The sequence below is a fragment of the Halothermothrix orenii H 168 genome (genome assembly GCF_000020485.1).
Taxonomy (GTDB): Bacteria; Bacillota; Halanaerobiia; order Halanaerobiales; family Halothermotrichaceae; genus Halothermothrix; species Halothermothrix orenii.
Genome location: NC_011899.1, coordinates 745841 through 763093, shown reverse-complemented (window position 1 = coordinate 763093; position 17253 = coordinate 745841). Strand labels below are relative to the sequence as shown.

15 protein-coding genes and 1 pseudogene are annotated in these 17253 nt (G+C 36.6%); 4 read left to right on the top strand and 12 right to left on the bottom strand.

What is annotated here, in order from left to right:
* Position 1 precedes the first annotated feature (1 nt).
* The 12 genes and pseudogenes from spoVAC to glgA (HORE_RS03685) all read right to left on the bottom strand — a co-directional run bounded on the left by spoVAC (position 2) and on the right by glgA (HORE_RS03685) (position 11157).
* Positions 2–451, bottom strand: a complete 450-nt coding sequence (spoVAC, locus tag HORE_RS03735) for a stage V sporulation protein AC (RefSeq protein ID WP_012635650.1) — start codon at positions 449–451, stop codon at positions 2–4.
* A gap of 80 nt (positions 452–531) precedes the next feature.
* Positions 532–744 carry a dodecin family protein gene (locus HORE_RS03730; RefSeq protein ID WP_012635649.1) on the bottom strand — a complete coding sequence of 71 codons (213 nt, stop codon included), beginning with the start codon at positions 742–744 and terminating at the stop codon, positions 532–534.
* A 15-nt stretch (positions 745–759) separates the two neighbouring features.
* A complete protein-coding gene (locus HORE_RS13170; RefSeq protein WP_012635648.1) occupies positions 760–885 on the bottom strand; it encodes a hypothetical protein in 126 nt (41 codons plus the stop codon).
* A gap of 194 nt (positions 886–1079) precedes the next feature.
* A complete protein-coding gene (locus HORE_RS03725) occupies positions 1080–1853 on the bottom strand; it encodes a SigF/SigG family RNA polymerase sporulation sigma factor (protein WP_012635647.1) in 774 nt (257 codons plus the stop codon).
* Positions 1854–1866: 13 nt separating this feature from the next.
* The gene (gene spoIIAB, locus HORE_RS03720) at positions 1867–2298 is read right to left on the bottom strand and encodes an anti-sigma F factor (protein WP_012635646.1); all 432 of its coding nucleotides are present in this window, start codon (positions 2296–2298) and stop codon (positions 1867–1869) included.
* Positions 2291–2653, bottom strand: coding sequence for an anti-sigma F factor antagonist (spoIIAA, locus tag HORE_RS03715; RefSeq protein ID WP_012635645.1), 363 nt, complete (start codon positions 2651–2653; stop codon positions 2291–2293). Before spoIIAA ends, spoIIAB begins: the two co-directional genes overlap by 8 nt.
* A gap of 257 nt (positions 2654–2910) precedes the next feature.
* Positions 2911–4239 (bottom strand): nicotinate phosphoribosyltransferase, encoded by a 1329-nt coding sequence (locus HORE_RS03710; RefSeq protein WP_012635644.1) that lies wholly within the window; start codon positions 4237–4239, stop codon positions 2911–2913.
* A gap of 81 nt (positions 4240–4320) precedes the next feature.
* A complete protein-coding gene (locus tag HORE_RS03705) occupies positions 4321–5514 on the bottom strand; it encodes a D-alanyl-D-alanine carboxypeptidase family protein (RefSeq protein ID WP_012635643.1) in 1194 nt (397 codons plus the stop codon).
* Between the two features lie 89 nt (positions 5515–5603).
* Complete coding sequence (locus HORE_RS03700) at positions 5604–6908, bottom strand: pyrimidine-nucleoside phosphorylase (protein WP_012635642.1); 1305 nt, start codon at positions 6906–6908, stop codon at positions 5604–5606.
* 10 nt (positions 6909–6918) lie between these two features.
* Complete coding sequence (locus tag HORE_RS03695; RefSeq protein ID WP_012635641.1) at positions 6919–7731, bottom strand: purine-nucleoside phosphorylase; 813 nt, start codon at positions 7729–7731, stop codon at positions 6919–6921.
* A gap of 160 nt (positions 7732–7891) precedes the next feature.
* Positions 7892–9076: pseudogene (locus HORE_RS03690) on the bottom strand (phosphopentomutase).
* A 317-nt stretch (positions 9077–9393) separates the two neighbouring features.
* A complete protein-coding gene (gene glgA / locus HORE_RS03685) occupies positions 9394–11157 on the bottom strand; it encodes a glycogen synthase GlgA (RefSeq protein WP_012635639.1) in 1764 nt (587 codons plus the stop codon).
* A 265-nt stretch (positions 11158–11422) separates the two neighbouring features.
* Here glgA (HORE_RS03685) and glgB point away from each other — a divergent pair, with 265 nt between their 5' ends.
* From glgB to glgA (HORE_RS03665), 4 genes are all read left to right on the top strand, one after another.
* Positions 11423–13315, top strand: a complete 1893-nt coding sequence (gene glgB / locus HORE_RS03680; RefSeq protein WP_012635638.1) for a 1,4-alpha-glucan branching protein GlgB — start codon at positions 11423–11425, stop codon at positions 13313–13315.
* 132 nt (positions 13316–13447) lie between these two features.
* Positions 13448–14620 (top strand): glucose-1-phosphate adenylyltransferase, encoded by a 1173-nt coding sequence (locus HORE_RS03675; RefSeq protein ID WP_012635637.1) that lies wholly within the window; start codon positions 13448–13450, stop codon positions 14618–14620.
* A gap of 30 nt (positions 14621–14650) precedes the next feature.
* Entirely contained in the window at positions 14651–15754 is a 1104-nt protein-coding gene (glgD, locus tag HORE_RS03670; protein WP_012635636.1) for a glucose-1-phosphate adenylyltransferase subunit GlgD, read from the top strand.
* Positions 15755–15767: 13 nt separating this feature from the next.
* Positions 15768–17204 carry a glycogen synthase GlgA gene (gene glgA, locus HORE_RS03665; RefSeq protein WP_012635635.1) on the top strand — a complete coding sequence of 479 codons (1437 nt, stop codon included), beginning with the start codon at positions 15768–15770 and terminating at the stop codon, positions 17202–17204.
* Positions 17205–17253: the final 49 nt, after the last annotated feature.

Below are 17253 nucleotides of genomic sequence, written 5' to 3'. Positions count from 1 at the left end.
ATTATCCCCCCATGATTACTTTGAGTAAACCTATTATAAAAGCAGAAACCATTCCGTAGGTTAATACAGGTCCGGCAACTGTAAACAACTTGGCCCCCAGACCCAGGATATAACCATCCTGCTTATATTCCAGAGCCGGTGAAACCATGGCATTGGCAAATCCGGTTACAGGAACAATAGAACCCGCTCCAGCAAACTGGCCTATTTCATCATAAACACCTATTCCTGTTAATAATCCCCCCAGAAAAATCAGGGTTACAGTACTCATTGTCCCGGCATCAGTTTGTGACATATTAAACAACATAAATAATTGCCATAAACCCTGGCCCAGGACACATATTAATCCTCCAACAATGTAAGCTTTTATTATGTTTTTAAATTTGTTAATGGGGGGCTGGTTAGACTTAACCATCCTGGTATATTCATCTTTAGTTTTATTAATATTTTTCAACTTGCATCCCTTTCCAGTTCTGACTTTTAAAGTTTTAGAGCCTGCAAGGTAACAGGCTCTAAATGGTTTCCATATTAAAACTACCTGTTTTCATGTACAGGAAAGGCAACCTGGATATTTACCTTATAATCAAAAACTTTGCCATCTTTAACATCTGCTGTCATATTTAATACTTCTACCCCGGTAATATTATCAATGGTCTTACTTGCTTCCCATACTGCATTCTTTACCGCATCTTCCCATCCCTTATCTGACTCTCCAACCAGTTCAATAATCTTTACTGTAGTTGACAAAAATATTCCTCCTTTTTAAATTTTCAGGGCATCAGTCGGTATATTTTGACCAAGCCCCGGTAGTATTAATAACCAGATCAGGGTTATTATAACTGCTACAACAGTCAGGGTTAATAAAAGTCTGAGAAAGTTTTTATTCATCCTATCACCTCAGTTAACACATATACCAAATTAACATCTAATAATATTATTTAGTTTAACTATAAATTTATACAAAAAAACCCGCCACTAAAGGCGGGGAATATTTAAAAAAATTATACAAGCTTGAATACCAGATTAACTTTTAATAATAACATACAACCCTGAAACCCAGTAAGAAAATACCTGATTGAAATTTAAGATTCTTCAAGATTATCCCTTAACTTATGAAGTATTTTTTTCTCAAGCCGTGATATTTGAACCTGGGATACCCCTATTTCATCAGCTACTTCCTGCTGGGTTTTGTCCTCAAAATAACGCAGGTAAATAATTTTTCGTGACCGTTCATCAAGTTTTTTTAACAGGTCAACCAGCAAAATTTTATTGAAATCAGGTATCTTTTCTTCATCTTTACTCTCGTTAGCAAGATTATCCACAACATATAATTCAGAACCATCATCTTCATAAACTGTTTCATATATAGAAGTTGGGGCTTTATTGGCTTCAAGGGCCTGGACAATCTCTTCCTTACTATAACCAGTTTTTTTTGAAAGTTCTAAAATACTGGGAGAACAATTATTTTTCTTTTTTAATTCTTCTTCTTTTTTTCTGACATCATTAGCAATTTTCTTAAGGGAGCGGCTAACCTTTATTATCCCATCATCCCTGATATGTAATCTAATTTCTCCAATAATCCTGGACACAGCATATGTTGAGAACTTTACTCCCCGGTCTAAATCAAAATTTTTTATAGCCTTGATTAATCCAATAACCCCGATCTGAAATAAATCCTGGGGATCATAACCAGAGCTTTTGAAACGATTTATTACTTTCAGGACCAGTCTTAAATTATGTTCAACTAACTTATCCAGGGCCTTTTGGTCATTATTCTGGGCCTTCTTAATGTAATGCCTGGTCTCCTCCTCACTTAACAACCTTACTTTGGGAAGGTTGATAATACTGTATTCCATTTTATTCCTCTCCTTATTTCTTTACCTGCTTATAACGTTCCGGAACTTTTACCATTATAACTCTGGTTCCTTTATTCAACTCTGATTCCAGTTTAAAATCATCCATAAAGGAATCAATAAAAGCCAGTCCCAGTCCCATATGTTCATCTTTTGTTGTAAATGAAGGACGTAAAACCGCCTCTACATCTTCAATACCAACCCCATAATCAGTAACTATAACCGTTAATTTATCACCTGTTATTTCCATTTCAATATCTATTGTCCCTTCTTTCATCGGATAACCATGAATTATACAGTTTGTTACTGCTTCAGATACAGCTACTTTAATTTCTTCGAGTTCATTTAGAGTAAAATCCAATTCCGAAGCAAAGGTAGCTACCGCTACCCGGGCCAGTCCAACATTACTGCTTTTGCTTAATAGTTTTAAATGGGCCTGATTACGCAATATGATTACCTCCTTTACTATTTAACCCGGCCAGGGCGTCTTCCTCGTTATTGAAAACAGACATAATCTTTAACATACCGGAAAGTTCAAATATTTTCTCCACCTGGGGCTTTAAGGAAACCAGCATCACCTTTCCCCCTTTATCCTTTAAATCCCGGTATCTGCCGAGAATAGCTCCAACACCGGAACTATCTATAAATTTAACCCCTTTTAGATTTAATATAAGGTGTTTTAAATTATTGTTTTCCATAAGTTTAATAGTCTTATCTTTAAATTCGGGGACAGAATGCATATCCAGTTCGCCACTTAATCTTACAATCAGACAATTTCTATCAATTTCTGTTGTTATATGCATATTTTTTCCTCCCTTATCTGGTTTTTCCTCTTTTATATATTTGTAATATTCTTGGTAGTTACCGAAAATTCCTGCTAGAAATTAAAAATAACAATCATAATATATAAATTTATATAAAATTTCTCCACATTAAAAAAGCTACCTTGACAGGTAGCTTTTATAGAGTCGGTTCATAAATATAACATATTTTAATTTTTTCATCTCAATTAAAAATGTTTATATCCCTTTATTATAATCAAATTACCTTTATAATTAATTTATTCACCATAATCAGATGGTATTAATTCAAGTTTATCATTATAACAGGGCTTACGTCCAACTTTAGCGAGATTCACCCATTTACCACCTTTTCTTACCCGGACCACATCAGCCGTAAAATCATTATTGGTCCCCTCCCGGGAGCTATTTGAAAGAAGCCAGCTTCCAACTCCGTATATATCAACTGGAACCTGGGATTGTTCAAAAATCCTTATTTTTTCAGGGGTAAAACCACCGGTAGCAATTATTTTAACTTCCTGACAATACTTCCTGGCCAGTTCAAGATCATCTTCAGGTAAATCCCAAACTTTATAGGCTTTATCCAGGGCCTTCCTCAATCTGAAAATCAATCTGGCATTAACACCATTATCAAGTCTTTTGTCACCGAGGGGTTCTACATTGATATCCCTTAAACTTGAAGAAGTATCAGGCCTGACTCCAAAAAGTTTATATCTCCTGGCTTCTTTATGCTTACCCTGTTTATATAACTTATAATATCTTTCAAACATTACTTTAAGAACCTTATGACTGGTTCCAATACAATCATTATCAAAATCCACCAGGGCAATTCTGTTAACATCAAGGGGCATTAGCCGGGAAAACTGTAACATTGCTTCCGGTGTACTTCCAAGGAACGAGGCAATATATGAATGGCTTATTGTACCGCCACCCTTACCACCCCACCATGTACCCTGTTCATCTGTAGACACATACCGATTACTGTTAGCTCCATAGTCACGGTTATAGGCAGCAACACCCAGGGTATACGCATAACCATGAAGGGCCTGTAGCTTATAGTGGGCAAAACGGGCGGGGAAAAAAAGGATATCCTTCCCCCGGGCAGCTTCTAAAAGTTGATATACGTTTGTGGCTATTCTAGAAGCTTCTGTCAGTGATCCCAGAATAGGGGTTTCTAAAATAGCAAAATCACGATACCTTCCTCTGATTTTTATAACAGGGGTTACTTGTTCAGGATTACCATTATAATAAGCCTTTTCACCATCATGGCAGGCCTCTATTTCCAGGTTTGAAAATGTATTTATAAAATCTCCTTTTTCATCAAAAAAACCGGTAGCCTTTTTTAATATAGCCAGGGCTTCATCAACCCCACCTACAATACAGAATGGTTTCCGCCGTGGAAAGATTTGCATTTCAACCTCAATATTCCCTATATCTTCTCCTTTAAATCTATACCCTTTCCGGGCCAGGGTCTGAAGTATATTAGTTATATTACGGAAATAAACATCAGAATACCATCCCTGAACCATTCTTTCCTTATCAATCTGGAATATTTCAACCGGCAATCTTTTTCTATTAAATACTGTCATCTTTACCACCTCTTTACAACAGCGTTAGTTAGATATTTATCAATTATATCTATATTCTATGATAAAAAGGGTTTTCCTTCTTCAAGTAAAAAGTTTAACCAGACTGGTTACCATCATTTTGATTATTCTAGTTATCATTTGCCACAACGAAGCCCTGGTTACATCTCTATCAATGACAAGATCCGCTTCCTTTAATAATAAATTACCTTTATATATCCTGATTTTACCTACTGAATCTCCCTTTTTCAGGGGGGCCTTTATGTTTTCTTTTATTATAATTTTTTTCGTTATTTCATCCTCTTCTCCCTTTTTTACAGGGATTACTACTTTATTTCTGGTTAAAACCCGGGCCTGTTCATTCTTGGCGTTTTGAATAGTTATTTCATCTATTACTTCTTCTTTATCGGCTACGATAAAGCTCCTGTATTTACTAAACCCATAAGAAAGAAGCTGGGCAGCCTCTTTAAATCTTGCCTTTGAAGTATCAGCCCCCATAATAACAGCAATAAACCTGATACCATTCCTGGCCGCAGTAGTCGCTACACAGAATTTAGCCTCTTCCGTATACCCGGTTTTTATACCATCAACACCTTTATAATGTCTAACCAGCCTGTTGGTGTTATTTAAGACAAATTCCCCATCCCGGAGGTAATCTATCCAGGTTGACGTCCATTTAAGTACCTCTGGATATTTTAATAACTCCCGGGACATAATCGCCAGATCGTAAGCTGAAGTATAGTTTCCTTCTACAGAGGGGTCACCAGGGGGGAGACCATTTGTATTATAAAAGTATGTATTTTTACATCCCAGTTCCCGGGCTTTTTCATTCATTTTTTTAACAAAGTCCTCTTCAGTACCGTACAGGTATTCAGCAACGGCAACACAGGCATCATTGGCAGAGGCTATGGCTATAGCCTTCATCAGGTCTTCAAGAGTCATCTCTTCACCCGGTTCCAGGTAAACCTGTGACCCACCCATACTGGCTGCCCTCTCACTGACTATGATGGAATCTCTCAAGCTGGCTCTTCCATCTTCAAGGGCTTCCATTACTAATAACATTGTCATAATTTTTGTCATACTTGCCGGTGGTAATTTTTGATGAGGATTCTTCTCATAAAGAATTTCACCTGTATTAACCTGCATCAATAGGGCTGATTTTGCTGTTAAATCAAAAGACGGTTGTTCTGCCATGGTATAAAAGGGGAATACCAGAATAAATAAAAAAAAGAATAAGATTATATTAATAAATTTTCCTTTATTAACCCTGCAAAACATATATATAGTCCCTCCTTTACCCTTATAGTAGATATTTATTACCTAATCTCGGGGTTTATGCAGGAGGGACAGGTATTGTTTTAAAGTAATTATTCGATTATCTCATAAATTAACTTGTTTCTTTTATTCTTTTCCTGGCCTATAATTATAGCTTTTTGAACTCTTTCTTTTACTTCTTCACTGTTTGTAGTATCATTAATATGTATTTCTGCAAGTAGTTCATCTTTATTCACCTTATCACCCATTTTTTTCTTCAGAACAATACCAACAGCAGGATCGATCCGGTCACCTTTTTTCTCCCGTCCTCCACCTAAAGACATAACAGTTAGTCCAATCTCTCTGGCATCTATCTGCTGGACATAGCCATCATTATTGGCTTTAACAGCTATTATATTATTGGCCCGGGGTAATAGTTCTTTATTATCAACTACATCAGGATTTCCTTTTTGAGCCTTTATAAACTCTTTAAACTTTTCAAGGGCTTTACCGGTCTCAATCAGGTCCTTTAATTTATTATACCCTTCTTCAAAATCAGTGGCCTTTTCACCAATTACAAGCATATTAGCCCCCAGGGTCAGGCATAATTCCTCTAAATCCTCAGGCCCATGTCCCCCAAGGGTGTCAATAGCCTCTTTCACTTCAAGGGCATTACCTACGGCATATCCCAGAGGCTGATTCATATCTGTTATCACTGCTATAGTTTTTCTCTGGACCTGTCTCCCTATTTCAACCATAGCCCGGGCCAGTTTCCTGGCATCTTCCAGGTTTTCCATAAAGGCACCACGGCCTGTTTTAACATCAAGGACAATACCATCGGCCCCTCCGGCAATCTTCTTACTCATTATACTGCTGGCTATCAGGGGTATAGAATCAACTGTTGCTGTTACATCCCTTAAACTGTATAGCTTTTTGTCAGCAGGAGTCAGATTACCGGTTTGACCGGCCACAGCAACACCAGTAGAATTAACGATATTTATAAAATCTCGACGATCAAGCTCTGTTTTAAATCCAGGAATAGATTCCAGTTTATCAATAGTACCTCCGGTATGACCCAGACCCCGCCCGGACATCTTGGCAACAGGAATTCCGGCAGCAGCAACCAGCGGCGCCAGAACCAGAGTAGTCGTATCACCAACACCACCACTACTATGTTTATCTACTTTTATTCCACGAATTTCACTCAAATCAATAATATCCCCGGATTTAGCCATAGCCATTGTCAGGTGTGAAGTTTCTTCAGAATCCATACCTTTGAAGAAAACAGCCATAGCCCAGGCTGACATTTGATAGTCTGGTATTTGACCACGGGTATATTCCTGAATTAAAAAATCTATTTCCTCTTTTGATAATTTAAAACCTTCCCTTTTTTTATAAATGATATCATATGCTCTCATGATACCCCCCCTACATTTCTTCTAATATCCCTCTAACCAGGTTTATAAATTTAGGTTTAACCTTACTTGAAATCTCCATAACATCATCATGAGAGAGAGGCTCCGGTAAAACACCAGCAGCCATATTACTTATACAGGAAATACCCAGAACATCAAAACCCATGTGATTGGCAACTATTACCTCAGGAACGGTAGACATCCCAACGGCATCAGCCCCAATCCTCCGTAAAAACCTTATTTCTGCGGGTGTCTCAAAACTGGGACCTGTTACTGCTACATACACACCTTTCCTCACATTAATCCCCCGGGAAGAAGCTACCCTTTCAGCAATTTCGATCAAGTCTTTACTGTAGGCATAGGTCATATCCGGAAAACGGGGACCAAACTCATCAAAGTTTTTACCGATCAGGGGATTATCTCCCATCATATTTATATGATCGGTTATCAGCATTAAATCACCTGGCCTGAAATTTAGGTTAATACCACCTGCTGCATTGGTAACAATTAATTTGTTAACCCCCAGTTGTCCCATAACCCGGACTGGCATTGTTAATTCCTGCAGTGAATACCCTTCATAATGGTGAAAACGCCCCTGCATAGTAATAACATTATTACCTTCAAGTTCACCGATAACAAGCTGACCCGCATGGCCTTCTACTGTAGATAACGGAAAATTGGGAATATCCTTATAAGGGATAACAATGGGGTTTTCAATCTCTTCAGCTAAAACCCCGAGACCAGATCCCAAAATCAATCCAAGGTCAGGTTTTATGTTTATTTTTTCCTCAATAAAACTGGAAGCTTCTTTAATTTTATTTAACATCTAAAAATTCCTCCTCTCATTTTTGTCTAATTAAACGATTTAAACAAAAATTTCATAAAAATATATTAGTTTTGTTACTAAAAAATAAATTAAAACCTGAATACTCAATTTTATCGGCTTTTCAGGATTAACTATTTTTAACCAGGCAGAAATAACTTCTTCACTTTAAAATAATCCCGGCAAAACTTTCACCATTGTTTACCTGACGAACCCCGAGCAAATCGGTTATAGTTGCTGCCAGGTCACTATAGCTACTCCTTACCCCCAGGTTACAGTCTTCCTTGATGTTTTCCCCATATATTAACAGGGGAACATACTCCCTGGTATGGTCTGTCCCCTTATAGGCAGGGTCACAACCATGATCAGCAGTTATTATTAAAATATCATTACTTTTTAATTTATCAAGTATTTCGGGTATTCTCTGATCAAACTCCTCAAGGGCCCGGGCATAGCCCTTCACATTACGGCGATGACCATACACCATATCAAACTCAACCAGATTGGCAAAAATAAGTCCACTGGAAACCTCATCCATGTAATCGAGAATCGCATCAACACTATCCATATTATCTACAGTGTGATTATATTCATTAATTCCCCTACCGGCAAATATATCAACAATTTTACCAACAGCATATACCTGTAAACCTGCTTCTTTTATTATATCAAGCATGGTTTTTTCAGGTGGTTCAAGGGAAAAATCTTCCCGTCTTTCGGTCCTGACAAAATTACCAGGCTTTCCGATAAAAGGACGAGCTATAACCCGGCCAACAGCATGTTTCCCGGTTAAAATACGACGGGCAATTTTACACATATTATAAAGTTCCTCAACCGGTATAACCTCTTCGTGGGCTGCAATCTGAAAAACACTATCGGCTGAAGTATATACAATGGGTTTCCCTGTTTTTATATGTTCTTCTCCCAGTTCTTCAATAATTTTGGTCCCGGAAGCAGGTTTATTTCCCAGGACTTCACGTCCAATCTCCCTTTCAAAGGGCTTTATAACCTCGGGAGGAAAGCCATCAGGATATGTAGGGAATGGTTCTTTTAGGATTATTCCGGCTATTTCCCAGTGTCCGGTAGTAGTGTCCTTGCCAGCTGAAGACTCAGCCATTTTACCGTAGGCCCCCCTGGCTTTGATAGTAGACGATATTCCTTCTAAATCCTTTATTTTACCAAGCCCCATTCTTTCCATATTAGGAATACTCATTCCTTCCTGACTGCAGATATGTCCCAGGGTATCAGCCCCTTCATCACCTTATTTCCTGGCATCAGGAAGAGCACCAATACCCACACTATCAAGAACAATTAAAATAATTCTATTAACATTATTTTCTCCTACCATAATAACCCCCTTCCCGGTTAATTATTTAATTTTTTAATTAAATCTAAGTTTAGACTATCCGGATTTATACATATTATTCTTTTTCAACCGAAAATCTGTCAGACGTCATACAATTATTATTCTATAAACTTCATGTAAATTCCTTCATAAAAAAACAATTATAGGCCTTATAAAAAGCTTGAATTATGTTAAATTAATAATATTCAAATAAAAAAAGTGTCTCTTATTATAGTATTTCTAAGCATAAAAAAAGCCACCCCTGGAGGGTAGCCTGATAAAGTATTTTATATATTATATACTAAAATTACTATGTTAACTTAAACTGTAATATCATCTTTTATATTATTATATTTTGATTTACTTATTCCCTTTACTTTAGTTATATCTTTAATTGTCTTAAATCTACCTTGTTTTTGCCTGTATTCAACTATTCTTTTCGCAAAGGCAGGACCAATACCATCGAGCTTTTGAAGTTGTGAAGCAGCAGCCTTATTTATATTGATTTTATCAGAAGTTACAGCAGTAGCGGCAATTTCATCTCTATTCATTTTCTCCTGATCAAAAGACTTTTCTACCCCATTTAAAGGTACTGTATTTTGATTATTACTTTCCTGGTTATCTTCCCGTTTAACACCCTGTTTACCAGTTAATTTATGATAAAGATTTTCATATTCCAGTGCTGACCTTTTCCAGCTAAAATCACTTGAGAGGGCTCTCCTGACCAGTTTATTCCAGACATCCTTATCATGATAAAAACCTACAGCTCTTCTAATGGTATACAACATATCATGGGCATTATAATTTGCAAAACTGAAGCCATTCCCTTCACCTGTATATTCATTATAAGGTTTTACTGTATCTTTAAGTCCTCCCGTTTCTCTTACAACTGGAATGGTTCCATATCTGAGACTTATAAGCTGCCCCAGACCACAGGGTTCAAAGCGGGATGGCATCAAGAAAATATCACTACCGGCATATATCTTCTGGGCCAGAACAGGGTCATATTTTAAATTAACAGAGATTTTTTCGGGATAGCGATTACCATATTCCCAGAAAACATGTTCGTATTTGTTATTACCTGTACCCAGGACTACGAACTGAATATCGTCCTGCATTAATTCATCAAGGATATGGATTACAAGATCGAGTCCTTTTTGTTCCACTAACCTGGATACCATTCCGATTACAGGAACATCCTCCCTTACGGGCAAGCCCAGTTCTTCCTGAAGCCTGGCTTTATTCTCATATTTTCCTTCCGGTTTATTTAAATCATAGTTAGTGTATATCCTGGTGTCTGTTGCTGGATTGAAATCATCATAACTGATTCCATTTAGAATTCCATATAAATCATTACCCCTTAAACGTACCGCATAATCTAACCCATAACCATAATACGGATCTTTAATCTCTTCAGCATAGGTATGACTAACGGTGGTAACAGCATCAGACTCCATAATTCCCATTTTCATGAAATTTATCAACCCATCATGCCTTACAACACCATTGTCCCAGTAATGATGACTTATTCCCAGGACATCTTCCAGTATGTCATAACCAAACTTACCTTGATATTGAAGGTTATGGATTGTAAAAACTGTTTTTATATTTTTATAAAAATCAAATTGTTTATAATTATCCTTGAGCATAATACACAGGGGACCGGTCTGCCAGTCATTACAGTGAATAATATCTGGTTTGAACCCAATTTTAGGTAACATTTCTATAATAGCCCGGCAGAAATAAGTGAACTGGATATGCTTATCTTCATTTTCGTAAAGACTGTCCCGGTAAAAATAATTTTTGTTATCAACCAGATAGGTTGTAACACCGTTATTATCCAGTTTATTGATACCTACATATTCATCTCTCCAGACTACCCTGGTTCTAAAATGCAAGACATGTTCGAGCTGCTCTTTATAGTATTCAGGAATCTGTTTATATTCCGGCATAACTATATTAACATCATGGCCCAGTTCCTTTAAAGCCACCGGTAAAGAGCCGGCAACATCTGCTAAACCACCGGTTTTAACAAAAGGCGATACTTCAGACGAAACAAATAATACTTTTAATTTTGACCCCATTAAAGCCCCTCCTTATAATCTTATAATTTAGTCTCATGATTTGGTAATTTAAGTATATATATTATTACTACAATTGTCAAATTTAGAAATATAATTTTAAACGTTTCAAATGCTGGTATACACAAAAAATATAGTAAATTTTTAAAGGAAAGAACCCTTCTTTGTGGAATTATTTATTAAAGAGGAAAATTTTTATTATTTTTTAATACAGGGATGAATATACATTTAATATAACCCATTTTACAAAAGAAAGGATGGTGAAAAATTGAAAGATAAAATACCGACTGATTATGACCGATATTTATTTCACCAGGGAAGCCACTATAAAAGCTATGAATTTTTAGGAGCTCACCCCTGCGAAGAAAATGGAAAAACAGGGGTTCGTTTTTCAGTCTGGGCCCCTAACGCTGCCGAAGTCAGGGTTATTGGCAGTTTCAATAATTGGGATGGTAATATAAATCCCATGGAAAGAATTAATGATTCTGGAATATGGACTACCTTCATACCTGAGGCCAAAAAGGGAGATCTTTATAAATATGAAATATTAACAAAATATGGAGATACCAGAATAAAGTCTGATCCTTATGCCTTTTATGCTGAACGCAAACCAAAAACTGCCTCAATTGTTTACTCCCTTAATAATTACAAGTGGAATGATAAAAAATGGATGGACAAGAAAAAAGATTATACAGTGTATAATAAACCGGTCTTAATATATGAAGTCCACCTCGGGTCCTGGAAACGTAAGGAAAATGGGGATTATCTAACCTACCGGGAACTGGCAAATGAGCTTGTCGAATATGTCAAAGATATGGGGTATAACTACATTGAATTGTTACCGGTTGCAGAACACCCCTTTGACGGTTCCTGGGGTTATCAGTTAACCAACTACTATTCTGTTACGAGTCGTTATGGGACACCTGAAGATTTTATGTATTTTATCGACAAATGTCACCAGAATGGTATCGGGGTTATCCTGGACTGGGTACCCGGGCATTTCTGCAAAGATGACCATGGACTAAGGTTATTTGATGGAACTGCCCTTTATGAACCCCAGGATCCCCGGAAGGCTGAAAATGAATGGGATACTTTAAACTTTGATTTTAACCAGCCAGAAGTATGGAGTTTCCTTATCTCTAATGCAGTTTTCTGGTTTGATATCTACCATATCGACGGACTCAGGGTTGATGCTGTAAGTAACCTTTTATATTTAAACCATGGAAAAGGTGACGGGGAATGGGTCCCCAACAAATATGGTGGCCATGAAAACCTGGAAGCTATTGATTTTATAAAAACCCTTAATAAAGTAATTTTTGAGTATTTCCCCAATCCCCTGATGATTGCTGAAGAATCCAGCGCCTGGCCCCTGGTAACTTACCCAGCTCATCTTGGTGGTCTCGGTTTTAATTATAAGTGGAATATGGGATGGATGAATGATACCCTGGAATACATGGAAATGGATTCTATATATCGTAAATACCATCATAACCTCCTGACCTTCTCTTTTATGTACATGTTTTCAGAAAACTTTGTTTTACCTCTATCCCATGATGAAGTAGTTCATGGAAAAAAATCTTTACTTGATAAAATGCCCGGTGATTACTGGCAGAAATTTGCTAATTTAAGAACCCTTTATGGATATATGATGGGACACCCCGGTAAAAAATTATTATTTATGGGTGGAGAATTTGGACAATTTATCGAGTGGAACTATAAACAGGGACTTGACTGGCTATTACTCGATTATGATATGCATAAAAAACTCCAGAATTATGTCAGGGAATTAAACTACTTCTATAGACAGGAAAAAACCCTGTGGGAAGGGGATCATGAAGATGGGGGATTTGAATGGATTGATCCCCATGACAGTGAACAGAGTATCATTACATTTATGAGAAAAAACAAAGATGGAAGTGACTATACTATTATTGTCTGTAATTTTACTCCTGAAGTCAGACATAATTACAGAATTGGTGTTCCTGAGTTTAAAGAATATAAGGAGGTATTTAATAGTGACCTGGAAAAATTCGGTGGGTCCGGCCAGAAAAATTCTACAATTATACAGCCAAGTGAACAACCATGGCATAACAGACCATATTCAATAGAAATAACAATACCTCCTCTGGCAACAATATTTTTTAAACCCCTGAATCAATAAAAAGAAATAGTTTAAACTTTATTACTTTTAATAAAACTAAATAGCCGGTTATTTTTATATAAAAATAAATATATAAATTTTTATTGGGTTTAAATTTAAATCTTTATATTAATTTATCTGGGAGGGAAATTTATGTCGACGAAAAAAGAAATTATAGCCATGTTACTGGCAGGTGGGCAGGGAACCCGTCTTGGAGTATTAACAAAGAATCTGGCAAAACCGGCTGTCCCCTTTGGCGGGGAATATAGAATTATTGATTTTCCTTTAAGTAACTGTGCCAATTCGGGGATTGATACTGTTGGTGTCCTGACCCAGTACAAACCTCTTGTTCTTAACTCCTATATTGGAATCGGGAGTTCATGGGACCTTGATAGAAAAAGTGGTGGGGTAACTGTTCTCCCCCCATTTGTCAGGGAAAATGGTGGTGAATGGTATAAAGGAACAGCCAATGCTATATACCAGAACACTGAATTTATTGAGTTATATGATCCGGACTATCTGCTGGTTCTGTCAGGTGACCACATATACAAAATGGATTATTCTTTGCTACTTGACTATCATAAAGAAAAAAATGCTGATGCTACCATAAGTGTTATTGAAGTTCCCTGGAAGGAAACATCGAGATTTGGCATTATGGTAACCGATGATAATAAAAAAATTATTGAATTTCAGGAAAAACCAGAAGAAGCCAAAAGTAATCTCGCATCAATGGGGATATATATTTTTAACTGGAATATGTTAAAAGAATATTTAGATAATAGCCAGGAAAGTATTGATTTTGGCAAACATATCATACCTCGAATGCTGAATGATAATAGAAATCTCTTTGCATACCATTATAAAAGTTATTGGAAGGATGTCGGTACTATAAATAGTTACTGGGAAGCCCATATGGACCTCTTAAAAGACCCTTCCCGGTTAAATTTATATGATAAATTCTGGCCCATCTATTCTGTTAACCCCAACAAACCACCAATGTATATCGGGAAAAATGGATTAATCAAGCGGTCCCTGATTAATAAAGGTTCTGAAGTTTTTGGACGGGTGGAGGAATCAGTGGTATTTTTTGATGTTTTTATTGGTAACAAGGCCAGAATTAAAGAATCGGTTATCATGCCCAGGGTAAAGATAGGTAAAAATACTATCATTGAAAAAACGATTATATGTGGCGATGTTACTATAGGTAAGAATTGTCGTATCGGGGTTGATTTGGGAGGTAATCAAAAATCGGGAGTAACCGTTATTGGTGAATTTTCCAATATACCGGATAATACAATTATTAAAAAAGGAGAAGTTATTGAATAACTAATGAGGTTATAAAAGGGAGGGATTTTTTTGAAAAGTATTATGGGGATTATAGATGATACTCAGGAAGACAGTTTTTTAAAAGATTTAACCTTTCACCGTTCAGTCGCTTCTGTTCCATTTGGGAGCAGGTATCGTTTAATAGATTTTATTCTGTCTAATATGGTAAACTCAGGAATCAGGAATATTGGAATCCTGGTAAAAAACAAACACCGGTCTCTCCTTGACCACCTGGGACCCGGTAAAGAGTGGGACCTTGATAGAAAAAGGGATGGATTGTTTCTCCTGCCACCGGCTCAAAACAATGGTCACCACAACAGTAACTCAAACATACCTTTTTTTAAGGATAACCTTGACTATCTTTATAATAGCAGGCAGGAATATGTTATTTTCTCCAGCACTAATATAATATATAATTTGAATTTCAAAGAAGTTTTTTCTAAACATAAAAAAATGGGGGCAGATCTGACAATAATTTCACATGATATACCGGATGACAGAGACAGCAACTATTTATACCTTAAAACCAGTAAACAGGGATGGATTACTGAACTAACTGATAACCCTGACAATGGCAGCAAAATCTCTCTGGAGACATATATTTTGAAAAAATCACTCCTGATTGATATTATTGATTATTGTATTTCCCATAACAAAAAAGATTTTGTTAGAGATGGTATAGCCCATTACCTTGGTAAATTAAGGGCTTATGCTTATCACCACAACGGTTATGCTGGTATTATAAACTCTATCCAGAATTATTTCAAATGTAATATGGACCTCTTAAATCCAGAAATATGGAAAGAATTATTTTCAGATTCAGGTGTTATTTACACCAAAGTTAAAGACGAACCCCCTACAAAGTTTTCTCAGAAGTCAAAGGTAATTAATTCGTTACTGGCCAATGGATGTATCATTGAAGGTCATGTTGAAAACAGTATTATTTTTAGAGGAGTCAGGGTTCATAAAAACGCTAAAATCAAAAACAGTATTATTATGCAAAAGTGCAAAATAGAAGAAAATGCTGTTATTGAAAATGCTATTCTTGATAAAAATGTTATTGTCAACCAGGATAAAAAACTAATCGGGGATTTAAAATACCCAATCAGAGCCCGTAAGAAATCAATTATCTAGAAGGGAGAACCAGATGAAGATACTATTTGTCGCTGCCGAATCTTATCCATTTATTAAAGTCGGAGGTCTGGGGGATGTTGTCGGGTCGTTGCCATTAGCATTAAAAAAACAGGGCCATGATGTCAGGGTTATGATACCGAAATACGGTTCTATTCCCGAAAAATACAAATCACAAATGGGTTACATAAATAGCCTCGTTGTACCCCTTGCCTGGCGTAAACAATTTTGTACCCTGGAGGGGACTACCTTTAAAGGAGTCCCCTTCTATTTTGTCGATAACAGTTATTATTTTAACCGGACCAGGATATATGGCTACCATGATGATGCCGAAAGATTTGCCTTCCTTTCCCGGGCGGCCCTGTATATTCTGCCAATTTTAGGTTTTAAACCAGATATCATACATTGCCATGACTGGCATACCGGGTTGCTCCCCGTCTTTTTGAAGGATCATTTTAGCCAGAAAAAATTTTATCATCATATGAAAACAATATTAACAATCCATAACCTCAAATTTCAGGGGGTATTCCCCGAAAATATCCTTGAAGATATACTGGGACTTGATTATATCTATTTCAAACCCGATGGCGTGGAATTTTTTGGACAGGTTAATTTCCTTAAAGGAGGGTTAATTTTTTCTGATATCATAACTACAGTCAGTAATAACTATGCTGAAGAAATAACAACTCCAGAATATGGGGAACAACTTCACGGTGTTTTAAAATCAAGGTCAAAGGAACTTTTTGGAATTATGAATGGACTGGATTATGAAGAATATAATCCTGAAACAGACCCCTACCTCTACCAAAATTTCAGTCTGAAAAATCCTGTTCGGAAAATAAAAAACAAATTAAAACTCCAACAAGAACTGGGTTTACCTGTTGACAAAAACACCCCTGTTATTTCAGTAATTTCAAGATTATATAAACAAAAAGGAATTGATTTGCTGGTACAGGCCCTGCCCCACATCCTCTCCCGAAATATACAGTTTATTTTACTGGGAACCGGAGATAAAAACTATGAACTCTTCTTTAAGGAAGCCCGTTTTGCATATGGGACAAATCTTTCTGTCAATATTAAATTTGATAATGAGCTGGCCAGAAAAATTTATGCTGGTTCAGACATTTTTCTTATGCCTTCTCTATTTGAACCCTGTGGCCTCGGCCAGTTAATAGCGATGCGATATGGCACTATACCAATTGTCCGGAAGACTGGAGGCCTTAAGGACTCTGTTAAACCATTTGATCCTGACTCTGGAACAGGTAATGGCTTTTTGTTTGATGAATTTAACTCTAAAAGTATGTTAAAAGCAATAGATGAAGCCCTTACAATATATAAAAATAAAAACCTGTGGAATACCATCAGAGAAAATAATTTAAAGACAGACTTTAGCTGGAAACAATCAGCCCTGAAATATCAAAAATTATATAAAAAATTAATCAATGTTAATTAAATAATAGCACTTTCCTCCAGGGAAGTGCTATTATTTAATAAAAAAAGCC